Annotated in this window: 14 protein-coding genes; 4 read left to right on the top strand and 10 right to left on the bottom strand. The window is 63.9% G+C overall.

Annotated features, from left to right (window positions below; genetic code table 11):
* Positions 1–101 precede the first annotated feature (101 nt).
* From AC5P8Z_RS07035 to AC5P8Z_RS07065, 7 genes are all read right to left on the bottom strand, one after another.
* Entirely contained in the window at positions 102–2,111 is a 2,010-nt protein-coding gene (locus AC5P8Z_RS07035; RefSeq protein ID WP_495228565.1) for a M13 family metallopeptidase, read from the bottom strand.
* Between the two features lie 251 nt (positions 2,112–2,362).
* Positions 2,363–4,465 (bottom strand): M13 family metallopeptidase, encoded by a 2,103-nt coding sequence (locus AC5P8Z_RS07040; protein ID WP_286069289.1) that lies wholly within the window; start codon positions 4,463–4,465, stop codon positions 2,363–2,365.
* Between the two features lie 188 nt (positions 4,466–4,653).
* Complete coding sequence (locus AC5P8Z_RS07045) at positions 4,654–7,665, bottom strand: TonB-dependent receptor domain-containing protein (protein WP_495228932.1); 3,012 nt, start codon at positions 7,663–7,665, stop codon at positions 4,654–4,656.
* An 821-nt stretch (positions 7,666–8,486) separates the two neighbouring features.
* Entirely contained in the window at positions 8,487–11,369 is a 2,883-nt protein-coding gene (locus tag AC5P8Z_RS07050) for a TonB-dependent receptor domain-containing protein (RefSeq protein ID WP_286069285.1), read from the bottom strand.
* A gap of 173 nt (positions 11,370–11,542) precedes the next feature.
* Positions 11,543–13,564 carry an alpha/beta hydrolase family protein gene (locus AC5P8Z_RS07055; RefSeq protein ID WP_495228568.1) on the bottom strand — a complete coding sequence of 674 codons (2,022 nt, stop codon included), beginning with the start codon at positions 13,562–13,564 and terminating at the stop codon, positions 11,543–11,545.
* Between the two features lie 151 nt (positions 13,565–13,715).
* Positions 13,716–16,523 (bottom strand): TonB-dependent receptor domain-containing protein, encoded by a 2,808-nt coding sequence (locus AC5P8Z_RS07060; protein ID WP_286069281.1) that lies wholly within the window; start codon positions 16,521–16,523, stop codon positions 13,716–13,718.
* 383 nt (positions 16,524–16,906) lie between these two features.
* Positions 16,907–19,702: a TonB-dependent receptor domain-containing protein gene (locus AC5P8Z_RS07065; RefSeq protein WP_295568571.1), complete on the bottom strand. Its 2,796-nt coding sequence runs from the start codon at positions 19,700–19,702 to the stop codon at positions 16,907–16,909.
* 214 nt (positions 19,703–19,916) lie between these two features.
* On the opposite strand from AC5P8Z_RS07065, the gene apbC reads away from it, so the two are divergent.
* Both apbC and dcd read left to right on the top strand, forming a co-directional pair.
* The gene (gene apbC / locus AC5P8Z_RS07070) at positions 19,917–20,771 is read left to right on the top strand and encodes an iron-sulfur cluster carrier protein ApbC (RefSeq protein ID WP_286069278.1); all 855 of its coding nucleotides are present in this window, start codon (positions 19,917–19,919) and stop codon (positions 20,769–20,771) included.
* A gap of 77 nt (positions 20,772–20,848) precedes the next feature.
* Positions 20,849–21,421, top strand: a complete 573-nt coding sequence (dcd, locus tag AC5P8Z_RS07075) for a dCTP deaminase (protein WP_108750257.1) — start codon at positions 20,849–20,851, stop codon at positions 21,419–21,421.
* A 95-nt stretch (positions 21,422–21,516) separates the two neighbouring features.
* Here dcd and AC5P8Z_RS07080 read toward each other — a convergent pair whose 3' ends face one another.
* The 3 genes from AC5P8Z_RS07080 to AC5P8Z_RS07090 are packed head-to-tail and all read right to left on the bottom strand — an operon-like array spanning position 21,517 to position 22,790.
* Entirely contained in the window at positions 21,517–21,684 is a 168-nt protein-coding gene (locus AC5P8Z_RS07080; protein ID WP_005410498.1) for a LiaI-LiaF-like domain-containing protein, read from the bottom strand.
* Between the two features lie 15 nt (positions 21,685–21,699).
* Positions 21,700–22,122 (bottom strand): HIT domain-containing protein, encoded by a 423-nt coding sequence (locus AC5P8Z_RS07085; protein ID WP_164137230.1) that lies wholly within the window; start codon positions 22,120–22,122, stop codon positions 21,700–21,702.
* The gene (locus tag AC5P8Z_RS07090) at positions 22,119–22,790 is read right to left on the bottom strand and encodes a dienelactone hydrolase family protein (RefSeq protein WP_295568620.1); all 672 of its coding nucleotides are present in this window, start codon (positions 22,788–22,790) and stop codon (positions 22,119–22,121) included. The genes AC5P8Z_RS07085 and AC5P8Z_RS07090 overlap by 4 nt, the downstream gene beginning before the upstream one ends.
* A 205-nt stretch (positions 22,791–22,995) precedes the next feature.
* Here AC5P8Z_RS07090 and rimO point away from each other — a divergent pair, with 205 nt between their 5' ends.
* Complete coding sequence (rimO, locus tag AC5P8Z_RS07095) at positions 22,996–24,357, top strand: 30S ribosomal protein S12 methylthiotransferase RimO (RefSeq protein ID WP_295568577.1); 1,362 nt, start codon at positions 22,996–22,998, stop codon at positions 24,355–24,357.
* Complete coding sequence (locus AC5P8Z_RS07100) at positions 24,354–25,190, top strand: DUF3025 domain-containing protein (RefSeq protein ID WP_295568579.1); 837 nt, start codon at positions 24,354–24,356, stop codon at positions 25,188–25,190. Before rimO ends, AC5P8Z_RS07100 begins: the two co-directional genes overlap by 4 nt.
* Positions 25,191–25,253 lie beyond the last annotated feature (63 nt).

The following is a 25,253-nucleotide window of genomic DNA, read 5'->3' on the forward strand; positions in this document are numbered from 1 at the left end:
AAGCCGCAGCGATAGCACGCCCGGTGTTAACCCCGGATCGTGCTGCACATGCAGAAAGGGCGCCCGAAGGCGCCCTCTGCACTACCTGTCCATCAGCAGGCTCAGCGCCAGACCTTGATCTGGTCGGCGTCGCTGCGCTGCATCGGCTGGCCGGCCTTGCAGCTGAACGTGGCGCCAAATGCCGGCAGGTTGGCCAGCGTGCCGTTGCTGCGCCACAGGCCCGGTGCACGGATGTCGGCGGTCAGGCGACGCGCGGCCTCGTTCGGCGATAGCTGCTGCGCCCACAGCGCCGACCACGCGCGGAAGAAGCCCTGCTGCTGTGCCTGCTTGGCCATCGGTTCCTGCGCGGTGTAGGCCGCCCAGGCCAGTTCCAGGCCTGCGATGTCAGCCAGGTTCTCTTCCTGGGTGAGCGTGCCGTTGACCTTGGCACCCTTCACGCCCGGGAAATCGTAGGCGCTGTACTGCGCAGCCACGCGGCTGCCGAGCAGGGTCCAGGCGGTCTTGTCGGCCGGGGTCCACCAGCTGCGCAGCTCGCCCTTGGCATCGACCAGCGCGCCCTTGGCATCGATCGCGCGGGTCAGCTCATGGCCGACCAGGCCACCGAAGCTGCCGAACTTGTCGGCGGCGTCGGCCTTGGCGTTGAACACCGGGCCCTGCAGGATCGCGGCGGTAACGATCAGGCGGTTCTGCGCCAGATCGTAGGCCAGCGACGGCTGCTGCGGCAGCACGTCCCAGCGACGGTCGGCGTTGCCCTTGCCGATTCGCTTCATTTCCTCACGATGGCGCCAGGTCGAAGCGATCAGCATGTTGCCGCCGAACGAGCCGCGCCCCATGGGCTGCACGCTGTAGTCGAGGTCACGCAGCGGGGTGCCGATTTCGATCTTCAGCGCGGCCAGCTTGGCCTGCGCTTCAGTCTTGGCCTCGGCGCTCATCCAGCTGCTGTTCTTCACCGCCTCGATCTGCACTTCGCGCACCTTGTCGACGATCCACGCCGCCTGGCGACGATCTTCGGCCGACAGATAACGGGCGGCGTACTCGCGACCGACCATCGGGCCGGCGGCAACGTTGATGGCGTCCAGCACGTCTTCCCAGCGCTGCGGCGGCAGGGTCTCGCCGCGCAGCACACGACCGCGGAATTCGAACTCGGCGTCGCGGTAGGCCTTGGACAGGTACGGCGCCATCGAGTCGCCCACGCGCCAGCGCAGGTAGGCCTTCCACTGGTCAGGCTTGAGCTTGGTGACCATGCCGTCGAGCTGCTTGAACAGGCCCGGGTCGGCCAGAGAGACCAGGTCGTCGTCCACGCCCTGTGCCTTCAGGAAGGCATCCAGCTGCAGGTTGCGGTAGCGGCTGTTGAGCTCCTTGGTGGAGATCGGCGCGTAGTTGTTGAACGGGTTGTTGATGCCGGCCAGCGACTGCGCGTTGCGCGCCAGTTCGGTTTCCAGCGCGATCACCGACTGCGACTCGGCATCCAGCTTGGCGGCCGGGGTGCCGGTCAGCGCCAGGATCTGCTTGACGTAGTTGCGGTAGCGGCCCATCAGGGCAACCGTGTCGGCATCGGTGCGGGTGTAGAACGCCGGGTCCGGCAGGCCCATGCCGCCCTGCATGAAGTAGCCGATGTGGCGGTCCAGCGCCTTCAGGTCGACGTCGGGACCGAAGTTGAAGGCCACCGGGATGCCGACCTGGTGCAGCGCGGCGATCGAGGCCGGCACATCCTTGGCCTTCTTGATGGCGTTGATGCGGGTCAGCAGCGGGGCGATCGGATTGGAACCGTCGGCTTCCACGGCAGCTTCGTCCAGGCCGCTGGCCCAGAAATCGCCGAGCAGCTTCTGCACGTTGCCCTGTGGCGACTTCATCGCTGCGTCGAGCAGTTCGCGCTGCTGCTGGCGGCTGCGGTCGACCAGCTGGCCCAGCGCGGTGGTGGCACCGGTCTGCGGCACCGGATTGGCCTTCAGCCAGCCTGCGTTGGTGGCGTCATAGAAGTCGCTGCACTGGGCACTGACAGCCGGGGCGCGGGCGGCCTTCTTCTTGGCGGCGGCGAACGCATCGTGGGTCGGAACCAGGGTCGCCAGGCTGATGCCCAGGGCGACGGCAAGCGGACGGAAATTGGGCATGTGGAACGAATCCGTGATGGATTGAGGGCGCGCGCACTATAGCAAGCCGGGCATGGACGCGGCATGCACGCGTTGCGGTGCTGCGGTGGGTCCACGTCCCGTGTGGATGACGGACGCCGACCAATGTCGGCAGCAACCGGAGATCGCCGGCATCAGTAGATCCACGCCGTGCGTGGATGGCGCTCTCTGCAAACAACAAAGGCCCGGGAAATCCCGGGCCTTTGCAGGTCTACCTTGGCGTCAGCCGTGGCTTACCAGATCACCACCTGCTGGTCGCCAGTGCGGACCATCGGCGAACCGGCCTTGCACTGGAAGGCCGCCGCGAAGGTCGGCAGGTTCGACGGTGCACCCATCGCGCGGAACTGCGCCGGGGCGTGCGGGTCGGTCGCCAGGCGGACCTTGGCGTTTTCCGGGGTGTACTTGGTGCGCCACACGGTGGCCCAGTTGAAGAAGAAGCGCTGGTCGCGGGTGAAGCCGTCGATCTTCGCATCTTCCTTGCCGGCGGTGGCCTTCTGCAGGGCGTCGTAGGCGGTCGCCAGGCCACCCAGGTCGGCGATGTTCTCGCCCAGGGTCAGGTGGCCGTTCACCGGCTGCCCGTCGACCTTGTACTGGTCGAACTGCTTGACCAGCTTGCCGGTCAGGCCCTCGAAGTTCTTCTTGTCGGTCGGGGTCCACCAGTCTTCCATGTTGCCGGTCGGCCCGAAGCGCGCGCCCTGGTCGTCGTAACCGTGGGTCATTTCGTGGCCGATCACCGCACCGATGCCGCCGTAGTTCAGCGCGTCGTCGGCCTTCGGGTCGAAGAACGGCGGCTGCAGGATGGCGGCCGGGAACACGATCTCGTTCTGCAGCGGGTTGTAGTAGGCGTTGACCGTCTGCGGGGTCATGCCCCACTCGGTCTTGTCCACCGGCTTGCCGATCTTGGACAGGTTGAACTTGTAGTTGAACTCGTTGGCCGCGCGCACGTTGCCCAGGAAGCTGTCGCGCTGGGTCTGCAGGCCCGACCAGTCACGCCACTTGTCCGGGTAGCCGATCTTCGGGGTGAAGGTCTCCCACTTGGCGATGGCCTTGGCCTTGGTTTCCTCGCTCATCCAGCTCAGGCCCTGGATGCGTTCCTTCAGCGAGGCGGCCAGGTTCTTCACCAGCTCTTCCATCTTCGCCTTGGCTTCCGGCGAGAAGGCGACCTTCACGTACAGCTGGCCAAAGGCTTCACCGGCGTCGTTCTCGATGGTGCCCAGCACGCGCTTCCAGCGCGGCTTCTGTTCCTTCTGGCCGTTGAGGGTCTTGCCGTAGAACTCGTAGTTCTCCTGCACGAAGGCGTCGGCCAGGTACGGCGAGGCGCTGTCCACGGTGTGGAAGCGCAGGTAGGCACGCCACACCGACGGATCGGTGTCGCCCAGCGCCTTGCTCACTTCTTCATGGAAGGACGGCATGGCCAGCGAGAACCTCTCCGGCGCGGCCACGCCCTGCGACTTGAAGAACTCGGTCCAGCTGAAGTTCGGGGTCAGCTTGTCGGCGTCGGCCAGGGTGACCGGGTTGTAGAACAGCTCGACGTTGCGCGACAGCTCGACGCGCGACTTGGAGGCCTTGGCCAGGCGGGTCTCGAACTTCACCACTTCCTCGGCCTGCTTGGCGGCGTCGGCTGCCGCGACGCCGGACAGTTCCAGCACCTTGGCCACGTGTGCCTGGTAGGCCTTCAGCTTGTCGGCGTTCTTGGCATCGGTGTAATAGGTGGTGTCCGGCAGGCCCAGGCCGCCCTGGCTGGCGTAGGCCATGTTCACGGCCGAGTTCTTGAAGTCGGCTTCGGCGCCGAAGCCGAACAGGATGTTGTCACCCTTGGCCGCGCTGGTGCGCAGGTAGTTGGCGATGGCAGCCTTGTCCTGCAGGCCGTCGATCGCGGTCAGGTCGGCCTTCAGCGGCTCGATGCCCTGCGCGTTGATCTTGGCTTCGTCCATGCCGGTGGCCCACAGGTCGCCGACGATCTTCTCGATGTGGTTCGGGTTCTTCACCTGCGCCACCTGCTCGGCCAGCTGGTGCTGTACGGCCACCGAGCGCTCGTCGAGGATGGTGAAGGCGCCCCAGCTGGTGCGGTCGCCCGGAATCTCGTTGGCGGCCAGCCACTTGCTGTTGACGTAGTCGCCGAAGGCGCCGCAGGCGTCCTTGCTGGTATCCAGGTCGCTGGGCTGGAAGGCGTTGTAGGCCGGCAGCTTGCTCTCGTCCAGGGTGTAGTGGGTGGCTTCGGTGGCAGCCGGCGTGGAGGCGGTGGCGTCCTTTGCCGGGGCTTCGGTCTTGCCGCAGCCGACCAGCGCGGCCGAAACGGCCAGGGTCAGCAGCACGATCTTGGGAGTACGGGTCACTTGAATGGCCTCCAGGCCGAGTGAGTCAGGGAAGGGCCGTGGGCCGGCCGTGGGCCGAACGATACGCCGCCGGCCTGCCCTGCAAGGGTGTCGAAGGTCATGGCCGGGCGCAAGGGGGCAGGGCTGCGGCCGGAAAAGACAGACCCGGCAAAAGCCGGGTCTGTCGGGGTGTTGCGGTTCTGGACGGATCAGAACTTGTAGGTGATGCCCATGTACATGTAGCGACCGATGCTGTCATACAGCGCCGCACCGGCGTCCGCGCCGAAGTAGTTCACCGGCGGATCCTTGTCGAACACGTTGTCTACGCCCACGTAGACGTCGATGCCCGAGCCCGGGAACTTATAGCCAACCTGCATGTTGTGGTACAGGTACGACGGGTTGCGGATCGGGCTCTGCGAACCCGGGTTGGAGTTGTAGCTGTCCGGGGTCACGCGCAGGTTGCCGTCGACGTAGGTCATGTCCCAAGACGCGCGCCAGTCACCACGCTTGTAGCTGGTGCTGAACTGACCGCGCCAACGCGGATCGGTGTAGTAGGTCACGTACTCGGTGTATTCGTCCGGGAAGGACTGGAAAGCCCACTCACGCGACTGGATCAGGCGGGTACCGACCAGGCGGAAGGTGGTGAAGCCGCCCAGCAGGTCGAAGCGGTAGTCCATTTCCAGGTCGACACCGACGCGACGCGACTTGGCCAGGTTCTCCGAAATCGCAGTCCAGTTGTAGATGCTGTAGTCCGGGAACGGAGTGCCGGACGGCGAGGTGTAACCGCCGACCGGGGCGCGCTTGATCGAGTCGCAGAACGAGTTGTTCTGCACGCCCCCGGGCGAATCCACGCAACGGGTGGCCAGGGTCTGGGCGGTCACGGCTCCGATTGCATCGGTCAGGGTGATGCGCCAGTAGTCCATCGACATGCCGAAGCCCGGGAGGAACTCAGGCTGCCATACGAAGCCGAACGAAAGGGTCTTGGCTTCTTCGGCCTTCAGATCCGGATTGCCGCCGCTGACACCCGGACGGGTTGCGGTGTAGGTATCCACCCAGTTGTTCGGGATGCCCAGCGCGGCGCAATTGGCGGCGCGCAGGGCCGGGTCCTTGGCGGTGGCCGGACGATTGCTGTTGGTGGACAGCGTGTTGCACGGGTCGTTGATGGTGGCGAAGTTCTGCGACTGCGGATTGTAAAGTTCGCCGATGCTTGGGGCACGCACCGCGCTGGCGTAGGAGCCGCGGATACGCAGCGAGCTCAGCACTTCCCAGTCCAGGCCAACGTTCCAGGTCTTGGTGTCACCGATGGAGCTGTAATCCGACCAGCGGCCGGCCAGGTCCAGGTTCAGGCGGCGGATCAGCGGCAGATCAGCCAGCAGCGGTACGGTGGTCTCGGCGAAGACTTCACGCACGGAGTACTCGCCACCGCGGCTCGGGATCGCGTTGAGGAAGGTCAGGCCCAGTGCCGCCAGCGGGTCGGTGTTCTCCTGGCTCTGCTCCTTTCGGTACTCGACACCACCTGCGATGCCGACGTCACCGGCCGGCAGCGAGAACAGCGAGTTGTTGGCCGCCGATGCGCTGAACACCTGCTGCTTGAGCTTCGACTGGTTCTGCGAGGAGGTGTTGAACCATGCGGCGGCATCGGCCGGGATCGCGCCGTTGCCGAACACGCTGAACGGAACGCAGCCCGCGATCAGCGCCTGGTTGTACCGCTGCCCGGTGTTCGGGTTGATCGCGGTCGGATCCACCGAGGCACGGCAGACCAGCTTGCCGCTGGCGTCACGGATGACGTCCATGCCAGCGTGCCAGCGCTCGTTGATGCGGTTGTTCAGGTTGAGGCGATCAATGGTGGTCTGGCCGAAGTTGGCCGAGGTTTCGTACGTCCAGTTCTCACCCAGGTTGCCTTCCAGGCCGAACACCACGCGGCTGGTCTGGCGCTCGATCTTCTCACCACGACGGCCTGCGTCGACATTGAAGCGATTCAGCACCAGGTTGCTTTCAGCAGCATTCGGATCGCGCGACACTGCACGGACAACGCTGGTGCCATCGCGGTTCTGCACCCGCACCGTGCGCGCGTCGAGAATGGCGCCCAGCTCGTTGGAGATGTAGGCATTGTCGCGACGCAGGCGCAGGCCGGTGTCGAACGCGGGCTGGCCGTAGAACTCCGACTCGGTCTTGGTGTACTTGCCCTCGAAGAAGAAGCGATGGTCATCGTTCAGGTCGAAGTTGACGATCGTGTTGAAGCTGAAACGATCGAACGACGGCTGCAGATCGGCCACCGCGTTGAGGTCGGTGAAGTCGCAGTCTACGCAGCTGCTGGCGCTGACGATGGTGCCATCGTAGCGGTTGCGACGGAACGTGCCATCGTTGTTGAACAGGTAGCGCGAGGCCGGGTTGAAGGCGATGGAGCGGGTGCCGGTCGGCGAGATGGTGATCTGGCCCAGGTCCATGGTGCCGCCGTAGGACGTGGAGTGATTGCCACCCGGACGGTCAAGGATGGTCTGCGGGTTGCTTTCGCTCGGCGGACGGGTCGGATCGAAGTTCGGGTTCGGCACCGAGACTTGATAGCGACGGCCGATTTCACGGTCGCCACGGCCGAAGCGGCCCTGGGTACTGTATTCCATGGCGATTGCCGCGTTGCCGCGACCGTCGGCGAAGGGCTTGCCGGCCGAGAAGCTGGCGAAGCGACGGTCGAAGCCGCCTTCGTTGGCCTGGCCGGTCTGGCCACGGAATTCATAGCCGTCGAAGGACTTCTTCATGATGAAGTTGACCACGCCGGCCACGGCGTCGGCACCGTAGACGGCAGACGCGCCACCGGTGATCACTTCCACGCGCTCGATCCATTCCACCGGGATGGTGTTGACGTCGACGGAGGTGGAGCCAGGGCTCGCGCCCACATGGCGGCGGCCGTTGACCAGCACCAGGGTGCGCGATGGGCCCATGCCACGCAGGTCCATCAGGCCAAGGCCGGCGGTGCCGATGAAGCGGGTCGAGTTGCCCAGCGAGTAGCTCGGGGTCAGCTGCGGCATCTTGTTCATCAGGTCGCCGATGTTCAGCGCACCGGTGGTACGGATTTCTTCGGCGGTGATGGCCGTGACCGGCGAGGGGGTCACGAAGCCGGTGCGCGCGATACGCGAACCCGTCACGCTGACGCGATCGAGGTCGATCGGGTTGGAACCTGAGCTGGCTTCCTGGGCCAGGGCCGGGCCGGCAGCGGCCATCATCAGGCCGACCAGCAGGGCATTGGTCAGCGGGTGGCGGCCGGGAGTGCGGTGGTGCGTCATCAAGTGAATCCCCCTAGTGGACAGAATGCTGTCGCTTCCGTGCAGTTGTTATGTTGGTGTTCAGATGTCGTCCTGACTTGACGCGAACCTAACACGCCCTTAACGCAAATTGTCCAATTGAGGTATGCATTGACACTCTCCGTGTCCACTCGCTACATAAAACTGCAACAAATACAGGCACTTGGTATCAGTTGTAATTTCGTTGTCGAGATAGCGGGATGAATGCTGAATGGGTCGTTAAGTTCAACTTTGCGCAAAAAGGCGGTTCGCTATGCCTTGGCAAGGGCTTTGGAGAGGGGCAGACCGATCTTTTCCCTTTGCTCTTTTCCCGCATTCAGCTGCGGGACGGCAGTGGTCAAGGTGTGGTCGAGCTTTCCTGCAGTGCGCGCATCTCGAGATGCGCATCCGGTTCGCACGGGTAGCGCCATGTGTGGCGTCAACTGGGTCTCCAGGACGCTCCAAGGGCCTTCAAGTCGTCGGTGGCCGATCCGGTCGAACGCGGGGAACCGGCCTGCAGAAAGGCGTCAGGGAACCCTGTGGGATCCCGGGATCCAGCACGGTGCTGGCGTGGCTTCGCCGACATGGCCGGCAAGCGGGGTCAGGGCAGGCATCATGGCCTCCCATGACGACTGCCCCGGAAACGGAACAGCCAACGCAAACGCCCGATGCGGTGCATCGGGCGTCCTTGGCCACCTGAAGGCGGCAGGACCCTCCACGCCACAGGTGCAAACCCATGGCGGGAGGAGTCATACACTGCAGGATCAGAACTTGTAGGACACGCGCGCGAAGAACGTCCGGCCGTACCAGTCGTACTGCGAGGCGTAGAGCGGCACGTTGCCGTAGCGATCACCGGCACCGGCGGAGATAAGGTCCGGCGCCTTGTCGAACAGGTTGCGCACGCCGACCATGATGTTCCAGTCGTCCATGTCGTAGCCGACCGAGACGCTATGACGGAACTGCCAGCTGGCCTTGATGTCGCGGGTGGCGTTCTGGTAGCCGGAATAGGTGAAGTTCGGGCTCAGGTCCTTGTTCTGCGTGCTGCTGACGTAGGTGCCCTGCCAGTTGAACGTCCAATCGCCGCGTTCCAGGCTGACGCTGGCCAGGCCGACGGTCTTCGGGCGGCCGATGTAGCCAACCTGGTCGGAGGTGCTGATTCCGCTTTCAGCAGCCGAATCGAACAACTGATAGGTGTCCTCCAGGGTATAGGTCACCTGTGCTTCAGCGGAGAGCTTGCCGAACGAGAAGTCGTTGTCGTAATTGATCTGCAGGTCGTAGCCGCGGGTGCGCTCGCGGTTGATGTTGATGTACTTGTTGTAGATCGTGGTGATGTTGTTCGGCGCCGTTGGATCCGTGGGGCTGTTGCGGACCAGCTGGTTGCAGAACGCGTTCGGGAAGACCGCCGAACCGTAGCAACCGGCGACGATGTCGTACTCGTCAAGCTGGGTGATTTCGCCACGCACGTCGTAATCGAAGTAATCCAGTGCGACGTTGAGGTTGGCGAAGGTCGGGCTCCAGACCAGGCCCAGGGTCTTGGCCTTTGAGGTCTCCGGCTTCAGGTTGTTCTTGCCGCCACCACCCGAATAGATGGTCGCGCCGGTGCCGCCTCCGACATACGTGTCGGGAATGCCAGCAGCAGCGCAGTTGGCACGGATGAAGGTGTTGTTGCTGTCGGCCCACTGGATGCACGGATCGATCTGATTCTGTGCCTTGAAGCCCGTCTGGTCACCCAGGTACAGCTCGTACAGCCCCGGTGCGCGGAACGAGGTACCGATGGTGCCTCGAACGCGCAGTGACGGCACGATCTGCCAGTTCAGGCCGGTCTTCCAGACATGGTCTGAACCGGGTACCGAGTCGTACTCGAACACACGACCTGACAGATTGACAGACAGCGACTCGATGCCGGGAATGCCCTTCAACAGCGGCACATCCACCTCGGCGAAGGCTTCCTTGACCTTGTCCGTGCCACGGGTCACGCCTGCCGAGGTCGAGTTCCAGGAACGATCGGCCAGCGCAAAGTCAGACGGGGTGTCGTTGATCTTGTAGTGACGGAATTCGACGCCGAACGCAGATGCGACATCACCCGCAGGCAGCTTGAACAGGTTGCCGCTGAAAATGGCATTGGCACTGGACTGTTCATAGGTCGTCTTGCCGGTATGCCATTGGCCGACCGCAGCGATCAGCTCGTCCATGCGGGCACCGCTGAGGAAGCCCGGGTCGAAGTAATTCACCGGCATGTCGTCGTCGGTGTAGTTCAGGTCACCCGCACGATCGACGTCGATCGAGAGCGCGCTGTACTTGCCGCTCGAGCGGCTGTAACCGGCATTGACTTCCCAGGACCAGCTGTCGGTGGACTTGAACTGGCCATCGAACTTGGTGGTGCCGTAGAAGTAGTCGACCGTGACCTTCTGGTCGCTCGGGAACGGCATGATGGTCTGGAAGTAGTCATCTGCCGCTTCGTTGTACACGGTCGGATAGAACTGGCGCCAGCTGTGGGCCTTGGTCTCGCGACGGTTGTACAGGAACTGGGTCTTCCAGTTGAAACTGTCGAAGCTGAAGTCGGTTGCCCCGTAGAACGATGCGCGCTCCCGCTGGTTGATCACTTCCTGGTCATGGAAGAACGGGAAGTTCAGCACATCCTGGTAGTACGCGGTGCCGCCATTGGCGTAGGTCGGGGTCGGTCGCGGGCGCGGACGATAGCCCGGGAAGGGGCCGACCGTGCTGCCATCCGGCGAAGGCACATAGCGGATCGCCGAGTTGCTCAGCCGGATGATGGTGTTGGCGTACAGGTTGCCGGAGCTGCAGCCGGCAAGATTGGTGCCGGCCAGAATCGAGCGGTCTTCGCGGTCGATGCGCTGGCCGTCCGTGCCCCACACCCGATCCTGGGCACAGCTGAAGTAGTCGCGGTCACCCACGGTCAATGCGTTCAGCCGGTCCCACTGCACCGCAGCCACGATGCTCCCCTTGTCGAAGTTCCAGCCGTTGGCGATCGACGCCGAGAACTGCTCGCCACCGCCGTGTTCGGGCACGCTCATCGCGTACGTCATTTCCGGGCGATCAAGGGTCTTGCGGGTGATCAGATTGACCACGCCGGCCAGCGCATCCGAACCATAGATCGAGGAAGAGCCGTCCTTGACGATTTCAATGCGTTGCAGGATCGACTGCGGGATGACGTTGAGGTCGAACGCGGCGACCTGGCCGCGGGTACCGGCAGGGCCGGGGCGCTGGCCATCGAGCAGGATCAGGGTGCGGTTTGCGCCCAGGCCACGCAGTGAAACGGTCTGCACGCCGGTACCGCCTTCGACGACATAGCCGCCGAACTGATTGTTCATCTGGGTGGAGCCGGCCGCGATCGCCGAAGTCTGCAGGAAGTCGGCCGTATCAAACTGGCCAGCAGCGACGCCCTTGTCGATCGAAATGACCTGGACCGGCGATGTGCTTTCGTACTCCGGGCGCTTGATCAGCGAGCCGGTAACCGTGACGGTGTCAAGGTTGGTGGCACGCTTGGACGCGGTATTGGTCGTTGACGGGGGCGGATCCTGCTGGGTGGATTCCTGGGCGAATGCCGGCACGGCGGCAAGGGTGGCCAGGACCGCAAGAGTCAGCGGAACACGCTTCGGAGTGGAAAGACGGAAAACGTCGCGCATCTTGAAAATATCCTTATTTGTTACGCTTCGGTTAACTGAGTGTATGGTTCTCGTAAAGTAAATGCAACATGAACAAATGTGGCTTTCCTGCCTCAATTGTTAATGTCGGATTCACCGTATTTAGTTTTCGCCCCCGCCGGATTGGCGGGAGCGAACAACGCCGGTGTGCGTGCTCAAAGTCCGCCAGGTCCGCAATCGTTCTTCAGGAAGCTCTCGATCAAGTGGAGCGTTTCCCGTTGCTGGCGCGGATACCACGGCATGCTGTGCTGCTGGTCTGCAATCAGGTGCATCTGCGCCGGCACTTTGCCCTTCACTGCGTCATAGAACCCCTGTGCATGGAAGGAGGGCGTACGTACGTCACGGTCACCGACAAACAGCATCACCGGGATGTTGGCGCTTGCGGCATTCCGCATGGGATCCATGCCCTTGACCGTCTGTCCCTGCAGGATGCGCTGCAGTCGGTTGTCACTCCAGGTTGTACCCAGGCGCGCCAGATCGGTGACCGGTGCGCCGGCGATCGCGCACTGATACGGCGAGTTGGGCCGCACGGTGGCTGCTGCGGCCGCAAAACCGCCGTAGGAATAGCCAAAGATTGCGATCCTGTCCTTTGCGGCCAGTCCCTGTGCTACCAGCCACGCTGCGCCATCGTCATTGTCATCGGACATTTTCTGGCCCCATTCGCGGTCGCCTGCGATCCACAGCTCACGACCCAGCCCGGATGAGCCCCGATACTGCGGGCGCAGCACCGCATAGCCACGCGATGTCAGCAGCGCGACCCATCCGGAAGGGTCCCACTGCATGTAGTCGCGTGCCCAGGGACCGCCATGGGGGTGGATGATCGCCGGTGGCGCGGCGTCACCTTCCTTCCATCCGGCAGGAAGGTCCAGGATGGCGGGTATCTCCCTGCCATCGCGCGCCTTGAAAGAGACCCAGCGCTGTTCACCCACCGCGGTTCTGCTGATCCACGGTCGTTCGCTGCCCAGGTTCACCACCTTCTTCCGATCGAGCAGCAGGTAGTGGGTGGGAGGTGCATCCGCACTGGTCGCGCGGAACAGAATGCGCGAGAAGTCGTCGTTGAGCCGGGTGATTTCGATCTGCCGGCCAGGAGCCGCCTGCTGAAGGGATTCCTGGATGGACTTCATGGTCGGATCGACATAGACCGTCTGCAGCGCCGGTCCATCAAGGGTGAATCCCACCACCTGGTTGAATGTACTCGGCCGGGTGCTGAACACCAGGCCGGCGATCGAGAAATTCGGGTTGGCCAGCACCGGTTCCTGGTCGAATGCCTGGGTCCTGGCATCGTAGAGGTGCACCTGCACCTTGTCCGAGAACAGATCGGTCAGCACGTAGTACTTGCCGGTGGCGTCGTTCACGCCCGCCACTTCCACGGTGTGCCGGTTGGAAAGACGTGACAGCAGGGGCTTCTGAAGGACGTACTGGCCACTGGCCGGGTCGAGGATCAGGATCTGCTGGTCGTAGTCGCCACTGACCGGTTCAATCTGGGTCTTGGCCAGCACCTTGCCGGTTCGTGGATCGAACAGTGCTGGCTGGGCGCGCGTTCCGCCACGGAACAGGAGCTCGGTTTCTTTCGTCTTGAGGTTGTAGAGGTAATAGTTGGAGGTCAGTGAAATCTCGCTGAGCTGACGGATGATGACCCTGTCGGGATCCAGTGGCAGCATGTTGACCAGTGACGCGCTGCCACCCAGTTCGAGGCAGCGCTGAGTCTGTTCGCTGACGCCGAGTTTGCGCGTGTTGTCGGCGAACGCCTCGTTGAAGTTCTTCTGGCTCTGGTCGGTCAGGTAGGTCTTGACCACGAAGGTCTTGGTTGCCCCCGACACACTGCCTTCGCCGCACCCCCCCAGTTGTCCGGTCCATTCCTGACGGCCCACCGCAAGAATCTGATCCGATTTCAGTGCGCCGACGGCGATGAATTTCATGCGTTCGCCGGAGGGGGTGATGACCTTCGGGGCGCCGCCCAGGGCGTCGGTGTCCCAGCTGGCCAGTGCGGTCTCTTCCGGATTGCCCGGCGAGGGGATCAGGGCCACCAGATGTTTGCCATCCGGGCTCATCGATACCGATTGCAGGGCCGGCAGCCGTGCCAGATCTTCGATCGGGATGGGGGCGGCGTGCGCGGCCGTGGCGGCCAGGGCCAGCGAGAGGGCGGCGCACAGCGTGCGGCCATTAATCACGTGCATGTCTTGTCCTTTAGCAGCGCGCTGATTGAGTGAAGCTGACTGTAATGTGAACGAAATCGGAAGTTACCAGATGTTCCCCAGCCGTGGCAGTGCCGCACAGGCAAAAAAAGACCCCGCCGAAGCGGGGTCTTCCATGCAGTACCGGCCGGCCTCAGTGGCTGCCGAACTCGTACTTGGCCTGCACGTAGATGGCACGCCCATAGGCGTTGTACAGGTAGTTGTTGTACGGCTGGCCACTGGTACCGGCGTAGCTGAAGCGCTGGTTGTCCGGCATCTTGTTGAACACGTTGTTGACCATCAGCGACAGGGTCAGGTTGTCCATCGCGCGATAGTTCACGCTCAGGTTGTAAGTGGTGTAGGAACCCCACTTGCCCGCCTTGTAGCCGGAGCTGTGGACGTAGTCGTAGCCATTGCCCACGTATGCCATGTAGTTCGGCGTCTTGCCGATGTAGTTGGCATACAGGGTGGTGGTCCACTTGTCCTTGGCCCAGCCGATCGAGCCGTCCGCGCGCACCTTGGCGTAAGAGTCGTACACCCACATCGCGTACGGGTCACGCAGCAGGTCCAGGAAATCATCACCCGGCTGCGGCTGCAGTTCGCGCTTGAGCATGTCGGTGTAGTTGGCCGAGAACTGCAGCGAACCGAAGCGACCGATATCCTGCACGTACTTGAAGCTGGCAGTCAGTGCTTCCAGGTTCTGGCGGGCAACGTTCATCTTCGGGGTGTAGATCTCGTCCAGCACACCGGAGGCGTCACGGGTGATCCAGTCGTTGACGTTCTGGCAACTGGCAGAGGTGTTGTTGGCCTGGTTGTTGCGGCAGTAGTACTCGGCCAGCAGCAGCTGGTCGGAGCTGAGCGTATCGACCTCGTTCTTGATCTTCCAGTTGTAGTAGTCGACCGACAGCGACAGGTTGTTGATCGGTGCCCACACCACACCCGCATTCCAGACATCGGCGGTGATCGGCTCCAGGTCCGGGTTGCCCGAGCGGGTACCGAACACCGACACGCTGTCGTACGGGCAGCCGGTGGTGTTGGCCGGGTCGTAACCCAGCTGGCCGCAACGGTAGTAGTCGGTGGAGCCGTTGGCGTAGTAGCCGCTGCGGCCCTGGAACGCATCGGACAGGGTCGGCGCGCGGAAGGCCGTGCCGTACTTGCCACGGAACAGCAGGCTCTCGATCGGGCGGAACTCGATGCCGATGCTGTAGGTGGACTTGTCGACGGTGTTGCTGCCGATCTTGAAGGCGTCGTAGCGGCCGGATCCGGTCACCGTCAGCGTGTCATGCAGCGGCAGGCGCAGTTCGCCGGTCACGGCATAGTTGCTGCGGTGGCCGGCACCGGAGACTGCGGTCGTGCCCCACACGCTGCCATCCATCAGGCCCGGATCGGGGGTGTAGTCCCAACCTTCGCTGCCCCCTTCAACCACCACCGCCAGACCGGCGTCGCCACCGGGCAGCTTGAACAGCGACCCGTTGGTGACCTGGGCCCGGGCCAGGTTCTGCCAGGTACGGCTCTGGCTGTAGCTGTAACCGGTGAAGCTCTGGAAATCACCGCTCGGCAGTGGCGAGTAGAACGCTTCCCAGTTCGGGCTGTAGATGTTGTAGCCGGTGCTGGTGGTGCCCAGCACCGGGCCCAGCACGCGCTGCTCGAAGTAGTCGTTGATCGGGTCGTTCCAGCGCACGAAGTTGCGCTCGGTCAGCTTGTACTCGCCGCGGGTGAAGCTGAGGCTGTAGTCCCAGTTGCCGGCCGTGCCGCGGCCGCCCAGTGTCACCTGGTAGGCCTTGTTTCGATCGGTGTTCATGATGTCGCGGTAGCCGGCGCCGCCGATGTCTTCCGGCGCGAACACGCGCTGCAGGTTCATGTACTGGCCGCTGGCCTGGTCGTAGAAGCGACCCCAGCCGGACGAGGTGCCCCACCAGGTGTAGTTGGAGCCGGTCGCATACTTGACCTCTTCCAGGCTGTACAGCGCATCACCGAACAGCTGGAGATTGTCATTCACGTCAAAGGTGGCAGAGCTGTAGATCTGCGCGCTTTCCTTGCCGTTCTTGATGGTCTTGTAGCCGGTGCCGTATGCAGAGCCGCAGGCCTGGCCGGTCGGGCGGGTGCCCAGCACGGTGGTGCCGTCGAACTGGCCCGCCACGTTGGCGCACAGGTTCGGGTCCATCATGGCGTAGCGGTTGTTGGCGGCCGGCAGCAGCACCAGGAAGTCATTGGAAACGTACTGCGGGCTGTAGCCGTCCGGATTGTTGACCTTGGTCAGGTCGCGCTGGTAGCCCCAGATCGGGCTGGTCTTTTCGTATTGCACGTTGACCAGCGCGTGGAAGCGGTCATCGACGCCATTGAACCCGTGTGCGCCGCTCAGGCGGAAACTGTTGCCACCACCCTCGCTGTAGGCGCCGCCACGGACATTGAGCACGCCGCCGTCCATGCGCTCCTTGAGGATGATGTTGACCACGCCGGCAATCGCATCCGAGCCATACAGGGAGGACTGGCCACCCGGCAGGATCTCGATGCGCTCCACGATGTCGATCGGAATGCCGCTGATGTTGTTGAACGTATCGCCGCCGTTGTAAAGCGCCGGATACGAAAGCATCGGGCGGCCATTGATGAGGTACTTGGTGTAGCCCGGGCTGAGGCCGAACATGCCGGCCGCTTCAGCGCCCTGGGTGAACGAGGCCGAAGTCTGGCCGCCCTGCAGGCCGCCCGTGGACAGTGAGGACTGCTGCAGCACGTCGGCCACGCTGGTGAAACCGCGGGTCTGGATGTCCTCGGCGGTCACCGTCAGGACCGGCGTGTGGTTCTCGATTTCGGTCTGCGGAATCAGCGAGCCGGTGACGGTGACGCGGTCAAGCTGGGTCGGCCCGTTGCCGCTTTGCGCCAGCGCTGTACCGGAGGCGAGCAGGGTACCGAGCAGGGCGAGGGTCAGAGGGTGGCGCGAGAGTGTGGAACGATGGCGAGACATGGAAAATTCCCGTAGTGAGCAATGTCCTGGCGACCGGCCTCCTTGTCGGTTTAACGAACTGTTCAGTTGCATTCCATTCAGCTGGACCGTAACACGCGTTTAACGTTACGAACACATGGCCGTCATCTCGCCAAATGGCCTTGCGGTTGAAAAGCGCTGGAGAATCAATGGGTAGCGGCAATTGTTTTGGTGTGTTTCAAAACATGCCGATGTACGGGGCAACTTGTCGTACTACAGGGAATGCTTTTGCATCAATGGTTTGCGTCATCCCCAGGCGGGGTTGACGCGCGTGGCGATCCCGTCGTCAATCGCCCGCCGGAGGCAAAAAAAAGGCCCCGCCGAAGCGGGGCCTGGTCCGGAATCAAACCCGGAAAACGACGGGATTACTTGCCGAAGTCGTACTTGGCCTGCACGTACACGGTGCGGCCGTAGACGTTGTACAGGTAGTTGTTGAACGGCGTGCCGGAGGTGCCCTGGTAGCTGTGGGCCTGCTGCTCGGGCATCTTGTTGAACACGTTGTTGACCATCAGCGACAGGGTCAGGTCATCCTGCGCGCGGTAGTTCACGCTCAGGTTGTACGTGGTGTACGAAGCCCACTTCCCTGCCTTGTAGCCCGACGCGGCGTGGGTGTACTCGTAGCCGTTCAGGCCTGCCAGGTAGTTCGGGGTGTGGCCGATGTAGTTCGCGTACAGCGTGGTGGTCCACTTGTCCAGCGACCAGGCCACCGACGCATCGGAACGGACCTTGGCGTAGCTGTCGTAGTTCCACATCGACTTCGGGTTGCCCAGCAGGTCCTGGAAGTCCTCACCCGGCTGCGCCTGCACTTCACGCTTCAGCATGTTGGTGTAGTTGCCCGAGAACTGCAGCGAGCCGAAGCGGCCGATGTCCTGCAGGTACTTGAAGCCGACGGTCACGGCCTGCAGGTTCTGGCGGGCCACGTTCATCTTCGGGGTGTACAGCGAGCTCAGGTTGCCGGCCGAATCACGGGTGACCCAGTCAGCCACGTTCTGGCAGGTGGCCGAGGAGCCGTTCGGCAGGCCGTTGCGGCAGTAGTACTCGGCCAGCAGCAGCTGGTCGGTGCTGGCCGTATCGACTTCGTTCTCGATCTTCCAGTTGTAGTAGTCGGCCGAGATCGACAGGTTCGCCATCGGCGCCCAGACGATGCCCGCGTTCCAGACGTCGGCGGTGATCGGCTCCAGGTCCGGGTTGCCGGCACGCTCGGAGTAGACCGAGACGCTGTCGGCGTAGCGGCAGGCGTCGGTGTTGCCCGGGGTGTAGCCCAGCTCGCCGCAACGGTAGTAGTCGGTCGAGTTGGCAGCGTAGTAGCCGCTGCGGCCCTGGAAGGCGTCGGGCAGGGTCGGCGCGCGGAAGGCGGTGCCGTACTTGCCGCGGAACAGCAGGCTTTCGATCGGACGGAACTCAACGCCCACGCTGTAGGTGGCCTTGTCGACGGTGTTGTCGGCGATCTTGAAGGCGTCATAGCGACCGGAAGCGGTCACCGTCAGCGACTCCAGCAGCGGCATGCGCAGCTCGCTGGTCACCGCGTAGTTGCTGCGATGGCCATTGCCGGCAACAGCCGACGAGCCCCACACGTCGCCGTCCAGCAGGCGCTGGTCGGGGCTGTAGTCCCAACCTTCGCTGCCGCCTTCGACGACCACGGCCAGGCCGGCATCGCCACCCGGCAGCGAGAACAGCGAACCGTTGGTGACCTGTGCGCGCGCCAGGTTCTGCCAGGTGCGGCTGTGGTTGGTGGTGTAACCGGTGAAGCCAGCGAAATCTTCCGGCGAGATCGGCGAGTAGAACGCGCCCCAGTTGGTGTTGTAGATGCCGAAGCCATCCTTGGTGCCCAGCTGCGGGCCCAGCACCTTGTCGGCGAAGTAGCTGTTGATGGCATTGCCGAAGCGCTGGAACTTGCTTTCATCCAGGCGGTATTCACCGCGGGTGAAACTCAGGCTGTAGTCCCAGTTGCCGACTGCGCCTTTGCCGCCCAGGGTGACCTGGTAGGCACGGCTCTTGTCGTTGTTCAGGATGCTCTTGTAGCCTTCGCCGCCGATGTCTTCCGGAGCGAATGCGCGCTGCAGGTTGACCAGCTTGCCCGACGCCTGGTCGTAGAAGCCGCCCATGGTGCTCTTGGTGCCCCACCACAGGTAGTTCGAGCCCGAGGTGAATTCGGTCTTTTCCTTGCTGTACAGCACGTCGGCGAACAGCTGGAAGTCGTCGTTCACGTCGAAGGTCATCGACGAATAGAACTGGCCGCTGTCCTTGCCGTTCTTCAGGGTCTTGTAGCCGGCGCCGAACACCGAGCCGCAGGACTGGCCGGTCGGGCGGTTGCCCAGCACGGTGGTGCCGCCGAACTGGCCGGCGACATTGGCGCAGTTGCCCGGATCCATCATGTACAGCGCATTGGTCTTGGCGTCGATGACGGCGAAGTCGTTCGACGGCAGCTGTGCGGTGTAGCCGTGGGTGTTGTTCTGCTTGGTCAGGTCACGCTGGTAACCCCAGATCGGGTTGCTGCTTTCGATCTGCACGTTGACCAGTGCATTGAAGCGGTCGTCCAGCGCCGAGAAGCCGTGGGCACCACTGATGCGGAAGCTGCTGCCACCGCCTTCGGTGGAGGTGCCGCCACGCACGGACAGGCTGCCGCCTTCCATGTGGTCCTTCAGGATGATGTTGACCACGCCGGCGATCGCGTCCGAACCGTACAGGGAGGACTGGCCACCCGGCAGGACTTCGATGCGCTCGACGATGTCGATCGGAATGCCGCTGATGTTGTTGAACGCGTCGCCGCCGTTGTACAGCGCCGGGTAGGACATCATCGGGCGGCCGTTGATCAGGTACTTGGTGTACCCCGGATTCAGGCCGAACATGCCAGCGGCTTCGGCGCCCTGGGTGAACGAGGCGGAGGTCTGGCCGCCCTGGATGCCGCCGGTGGTCAGCGAGGACTGCTGCAGCACTTCGGCGACGCTGTTGAAGCCGCGCGACTGGATGGCTTCAGCGCTGATGGTCATGACCGGGGTCTGGGTCTCAACCTGGGTCTGCGGGATCAGCGAACCGGTGACGGTGATCTTGTCCAGGTTGGTGGCCTTGTCCTGGGCCATTGCCGGCGAGGCGGCGACCAGGGCGGAGATCAAGGCGACAGCGAGGGTGTTGCGACGTGCGGAATTGCGAAGGTCTTTCATGTAGTTCCGTTCAAAGAGCAAATACGAATACGGCACTGCGCATGCGCCATCGTGCGCGCCGTGAAACAGCGACGCAGCCCAAAACCAGTGCTCAGCGAACGTAACATGAACTTAACAAGCTGTGCACGAATCTGTAGCAATCCTGAATTTCAGTCAGGCTACGTCCAGCTTGTATGATGTTGGGTTATCCCCCTCGATACCGCTGGTGCCCGTTGTGAACAGTTCTCCCCGCCGTCCCCATGCCAGCCAGGTCCAGAAGGGACTGACGCCACATGCCCGCATCCGCAATGTCATTGCGGTCGGCTCGGGCAAGGGCGGTGTCGGCAAGTCGACCACGGCGGTCAATCTGGCGGTCGCACTGCAGCAGCTGGGCGCCCGGGTGGGTGTGCTGGATGCGGACATCTACGGCCCCAGCGTGCCGGCCATGCTGGGCCTGTCAGGTCGCCCGGAAAGCCCGGACAACAAGAGCATCGAGCCGCTGCGCGCGTTCGGCGTGGACACCATGTCGATCGGCTACCTGATCGAGGAGGACACGCCGATGATCTGGCGCGGGCCGATGGCCACCTCGGCGATGACCCAGCTGTTCAACGACACCCTGTGGGACGATCTGGACTACCTGCTGATCGACCTGCCGCCGGGTACCGGTGACATCCAGCTGACCCTGACCCAGAAGATTCCGTTGGCCGGTGCGGTGATCGTCACCACGCCGCAGGACATCGCCACGCTGGATGCGAAGAAGGCGCTGAAGATGTTCGAGAAGGTCGAGGTGCCGGTGCTGGGCATCGTCGAGAACATGGCGGTACATACCTGCAGCAACTGCGGGCATGTCGAACACCTGTTCGGCGAAGGTGGCGGCGAACGCATGGCCGCCCGGTACGGCGTGCCGTTGCTCGGCTCGCTGCCGCTGCAGATCGGCATCCGCGAACAGGGCGATGCCGGCACCCCGATCACCGTGGCCCAGCCCGATTCGGTACCGGCACAGGCCTACCGCCACGCCGCGCAGCGCCTGATCGAGGAAGTGGGCAAGCGCCCGCGAGCCTCGATTCCGATCCTGTCGTCGCTGCTGTAAGCACCTCGGCGGGGCCGGCGGCGACGCCCGGCCCCCTGCTAGAATCCTCGCGCCCCCTCGCACCCCCAGGACAGAGCATGAGCATCAAGAGTGACCGTTGGATCCGCCGCATGTCCGAGCAGCACGGCATGATCGAGCCGTTCGAGGCCGGGCAGGTCAAGCAGGCCAACGGCGAGCGCATCGTCAGCTACGGCACCTCCAGCTACGGCTACGACGTGCGCTGCTCGCGCGAGTTCAAGGTGTTCACCAACATCAACTCGACCATCGTCGATCCCAAGCACTTCGATCCGGGCAGCTTCGTCGATATCGTCGGTGATGAGTGCATCATCCCGCCGAACAGCTTCGCGCTGGCACGCACCGTGGAGTATTTCCGCATCCCGCGCGACACCCTGGTGGTGTGCCTGGGCAAGAGCACCTACGCGCGCTGCGGCATCATCGTCAACGTGACGCCGCTGGAGCCGGAATGGGAAGGCCACGTCACCCTGGAATTCAGCAACACCACGCCGCTGCCGGCGCGCATCTACGCCAACGAGGGCGTGGCGCAGATGCTGTTCTTCCAGGCGGCGGCCGATGACGTCTGCGAGACCTCGTACAAGGACCGCGGCGGCAAGTACCAGGGCCAGACCGGCGTAACCCTGCCGCGGACCTGATCGCCCGCGTCATCGCATGACGAAAACGCCGGGCCATGCCCGGCGTTTTCACATGGGTCTCGCGGTGCGTTCGCCGGGCATGGCCCGGCGCCACCTTACTTGCCGCGACCGAACAGCATCGCGATGCCGACACCCACCAGCGCCACTGGCCACCAGGTCAGCAGTAGCTTGGACAGGTTCAGGTGCGTCCAGCCGAGATTGCTGGCGAGCATGAACAGGCCGATCAGGATCAGCAGGATGGCGGCAACGAGGTTGAATCGCATCGGGTCGGCGAAGGCTCAGGTGTGGGCTGGATATCCTAGCCGTTCCTTCCAGTAGGCGACATGCTGGTCCAGTGCCGCCGCCTCGTAGCGGTGCGCCGGGCCGCTGCCCCAGACCGGGCCCGGCCAGGCCGGATCACCGTCATGGCGACCGATCACGTGGAAGTGCAGCTGGCGCACGATGTTGCCCAGCGCGCCGATGTTGATCTTCTCCACCCCGTCGGAGCCCTTCAGGGCCTTGCAGGCGCGGTTGAGCTCGGTGCGCAGCTTGTCCTGCTGTTCGCCGTCCAGCTCGATCCACTCGGTGACCCCGGCCAGGCGCGGTACCAGCACCAGCCAGGGGAATCGTTCGTCGTTCATCAGCCGCACTTGCGACAACGGTCCTTCAGCCACCAGCACGCTATCGGTGGCCAAGCGTGAATCGAGTTCGAAATCGCTCATCCAAGATGCTCCGAGAAGAAGTCCAGGGTGCGTTGCAGCGCCAGGGCGGCGCTGTCTGGATCATACGCATGTCCGACCTCCCGGTTGAAGGCGTGGTCGGCCGGATAGACGAAAGTGGCCATCTGCGGCAGCTTTTCGCGGTGGGCCTGCACGGCTTCCGGCGGGATGCTCTTGTCCTGGGCGCCGAAATGGAAGATGACCGGGGCCTTCGGCGTCTCATCGAGGAAATTGACGTTGCGGCCGCCGTAGTAGCTGGCCGAGGGCAGGCCCAGGCGCATCGCCGCCAGCAGGGCCACGCTGCCGCCCCAGCAGTAGCCGACGGTGCCGACCTTGCCGTAGGGGGTCAGGCGCGTCGCCGCGGCGCGGACCACTTCCAGCGCCTTCTCCATGCCCAGGGTGTTGACCCGCTCCAGGCCGTCCTTCACGCCCTCGGGGCTGTAGGGCAGTGCATCAGGGTCGGATTCCGGGCCATCGACCAGGTCGAAGAACGACGGTGCCAGCACCGCGTAGCCCTCGGCGGCGAAGCGCTCGGCCACGCCGCGGATGTGCGGGTTGGCGCCGAAGATTTCCTGCACCACCACCAGCCCGCCGCGCGGGGTGCCTTCGGGGAGCGCCTGCCAGGCCCGTACCGCGCCGTGGTGCGTATCCAGGGTGATCCATTCGGCCATCGTCATCTACTCTCGTTGCAGGGGACAGGGCTGCATTGTCGGTGCTGCGCGGGTTAGCGCGGTGTCAGTGGCTGTGCGCGATCGGGCGGCTGGCCGTTCAGAGCGAGGCCGCCAACCCCGGTATACTGGCGCCCTTTCAGGCCCCGGCCCCCAGGAACCCCTGCCATGCCGGCAGGGGCCCAGGCCCCCAGAGTCCCGCGATTCCATGTCCCAGCTGAACCCCAAAGTCGGCTTCGTCAGCCTTGGCTGCCCGAAGGCCCTTGTCGATTCCGAACGCATCCTGACCCAGCTTCGCTCGGAAGGCTACGACATCGTGCCGTCCTATGATTCGGCCGACGTGGTGGTGGTCAACACCTGCGGCTTCATCGATTCGGCGGTGACCGAGTCGCTGGATGCGATCGGCGAGGCGATGAACCAGAACGGCAAGGTCATCGTCACCGGTTGCCTGGGCAAGCGCCCGGAGCAGATCCGCGAGGCGTACCCGAACGTGCTGGCCGTGTCCGGCCCGCAGGACTACCAGAGCGTGATGGAGGCGGTGCACGAAGCGCTGCCGCCCAAGCATGATCCGTTCGTGGACCTGGTGCCGGACTACGGTATCAAGCTGACCCCGCGCCACTACGCCTACCTGAAGATTTCCGAAGGCTGCAACCACACGTGCAGCTTCTGCATCATTCCGTCGATGCGCGGCAAGCTGGTCTCGCGCCCGGTGGACGAGGTACTGCGTGAAGCCGAGCGCCTGGTGCGCGGCGGCGTGCGTGAGCTGCTGGTGGTGTCGCAGGACACCTCCGCTTACGGCGTGGACGTGAAGTACGCCGAGAAGATGTGGCGCAACAAGGCCTACCAGACCCGCCTGAAGGCGCTGTGCGAAGGCCTGTCCGAGCTGGATGCGTGGGTGCGCATGCACTACGTCTACCCGTACCCGCACGTGGACGAGGTGGTGCCGCTGATGGCCGAAAACCGCATCCTGCCGTACCTGGACATTCCGTTCCAGCACGCCAGTCCGCGCATCCTGCGCCTGATGAAGCGCCCCGGCGCAGTCGAGAAGACCCTGGAGCGCGTGCAGAACTGGCGCCGCATCGCGCCGGACATCACCGTGCGTTCGACCTTCATCGTCGGCTTCCCGGGCGAGACCGAGGCCGAGTTCGAAGAGCTGCTGTCGTTCCTGGACGAGGCGCAGTTGGACCGCGTGGGCGCGTTCGCCTACTCGCCGGTCGAGGGTGCCACCGCCAACGACCTGCCCGATGCCGTGCCGGAAGAAGTGAAGCAGGAGCGCCTGGCCCGTTTCATGGAGAAGCAGGCGCAGATTTCCGCCGCGCGCCTGGAAGCCAAGATCGGTACCGTGCAGCAGTGCCTGGTCGATGCCATCGAAGGTGATATCGCGGTGGCCCGTTCCAGGGCCGATGCGCCGGAGATCGACGGTCTGGTGCACATCCAGAACGCCGACCAGGTGCCGCTGCGCGTGGGTGAGTTCGTCGACGTGGAGATCACCGAGAGCGACGAACACGACCTGTATGGTGACGCGCTGGCCAGTGCCACGCGTCCGGCGTTCGACCTCAAGGTGCTGTGACCCTTGCGCCGACCGCCACCGGCGACGGCGGCGGTTCCCGGCGCTTCGTGCCGCCGCCACGCGCGGCGGTAGCTGCGCGGCGGTTCGAGCATCCGCTGTTTGCCGGACTGCATGACTTCCGCGATCTGCTGGACGGCACAGCATGGCCGTCCATCGCGGCGCTTGATGCACGCCTGGCCGTCCCGGGCAAGCGCCTGGTGGAACAGGACGCCGCGCTGCTGGCCGACGGCCTGCATTACGAAGCGCGCATCGCGCAGGGGCGTATCGCCACCCGTGCCGACAACTGGCATGACCTGTTCAATGCACTGGCCTGGGCGCGCCATCCGCAGCTCAAGCATGTACTCAACGTGCAGCAGTGCCTGCATATCGACGCCATGCCTGCAGGTCAGCGCAATCGTGCGCAGGCCGCACTGACCCAGTTCGACGAGAGCGGGGTGATCGTGCGTATGCGCGAGGGCACCCTGCTGGCCGCGTGGGACGCGCATGACTGGCCTGCAGTGTTCGAGCCGGCGCGCTGGCAGAACGGGGACATCGCCATCGCCACGGTGTTCGGTCACGCGTTGATGGAACAGGCGCTCCTCCCGGGGCGTCTGCTGGTGGGCAAATGCGTGGTGGTACAAGGCAGGGATGACAATGCCTGCATTGCCGAAGTCACTGCGGCCATCGGTGGGGGCAGGGTGCTGACCGATCCGTTGCAGCTGCGACCGCTGCCCCTGGCGGGTATTCCCGACTGGCATGAAGGGCAGGATGCCACCTTCTACGCCAACACCGATTACTTCCGCCCGTTGCGTGCCGGGCGCCAGTATCCGCCACCGGTGCACACGGCCCTGTAGCGTCGACTTTCAGTCGACTGCTCTTCGTTCCGATGTCGTGCACGACTGACAGCTGGCATCGGT

It is taken from the genome of Stenotrophomonas sp. YJH_SMC_17 (genome assembly GCF_059371655.1).

Coding starts and splice junctions, on each gene's coding strand:
- AC5P8Z_RS07035 (WP_495228565.1), bottom strand. CDS start 2,111: ATGCCCAATTTCCGTCCGCTTGCCGTCGCCCTGGGCATCAGCCTGGCG.
- AC5P8Z_RS07045 (WP_495228932.1), bottom strand. CDS start 7,665: ATGATGGCCGCTGCCGGCCCGGCCCTGGCCCAGGAAGCCAGCTCAGGT.
- AC5P8Z_RS07050 (WP_286069285.1), bottom strand. CDS start 11,369: ATGCGCGACGTTTTCCGTCTTTCCACTCCGAAGCGTGTTCCGCTGACT.
- AC5P8Z_RS07055 (WP_495228568.1), bottom strand. CDS start 13,564: ATGCACGTGATTAATGGCCGCACGCTGTGCGCCGCCCTCTCGCTGGCC.
- AC5P8Z_RS07060 (WP_286069281.1), bottom strand. CDS start 16,523: ATGTCTCGCCATCGTTCCACACTCTCGCGCCACCCTCTGACCCTCGCC.
- AC5P8Z_RS07065 (WP_295568571.1), bottom strand. CDS start 19,702: ATGAAAGACCTTCGCAATTCCGCACGTCGCAACACCCTCGCTGTCGCC.
- dcd (WP_108750257.1), top strand. CDS start 20,849: ATGAGCATCAAGAGTGACCGTTGGATCCGCCGCATGTCCGAGCAGCAC.
- AC5P8Z_RS07080 (WP_005410498.1), bottom strand. CDS start 21,684: ATGCGATTCAACCTCGTTGCCGCCATCCTGCTGATCCTGATCGGCCTG.
- AC5P8Z_RS07085 (WP_164137230.1), bottom strand. CDS start 22,122: ATGAGCGATTTCGAACTCGATTCACGCTTGGCCACCGATAGCGTGCTG.
- AC5P8Z_RS07090 (WP_295568620.1), bottom strand. CDS start 22,790: ATGGCCGAATGGATCACCCTGGATACGCACCACGGCGCGGTACGGGCC.
- rimO (WP_295568577.1), top strand. CDS start 22,996: ATGTCCCAGCTGAACCCCAAAGTCGGCTTCGTCAGCCTTGGCTGCCCG.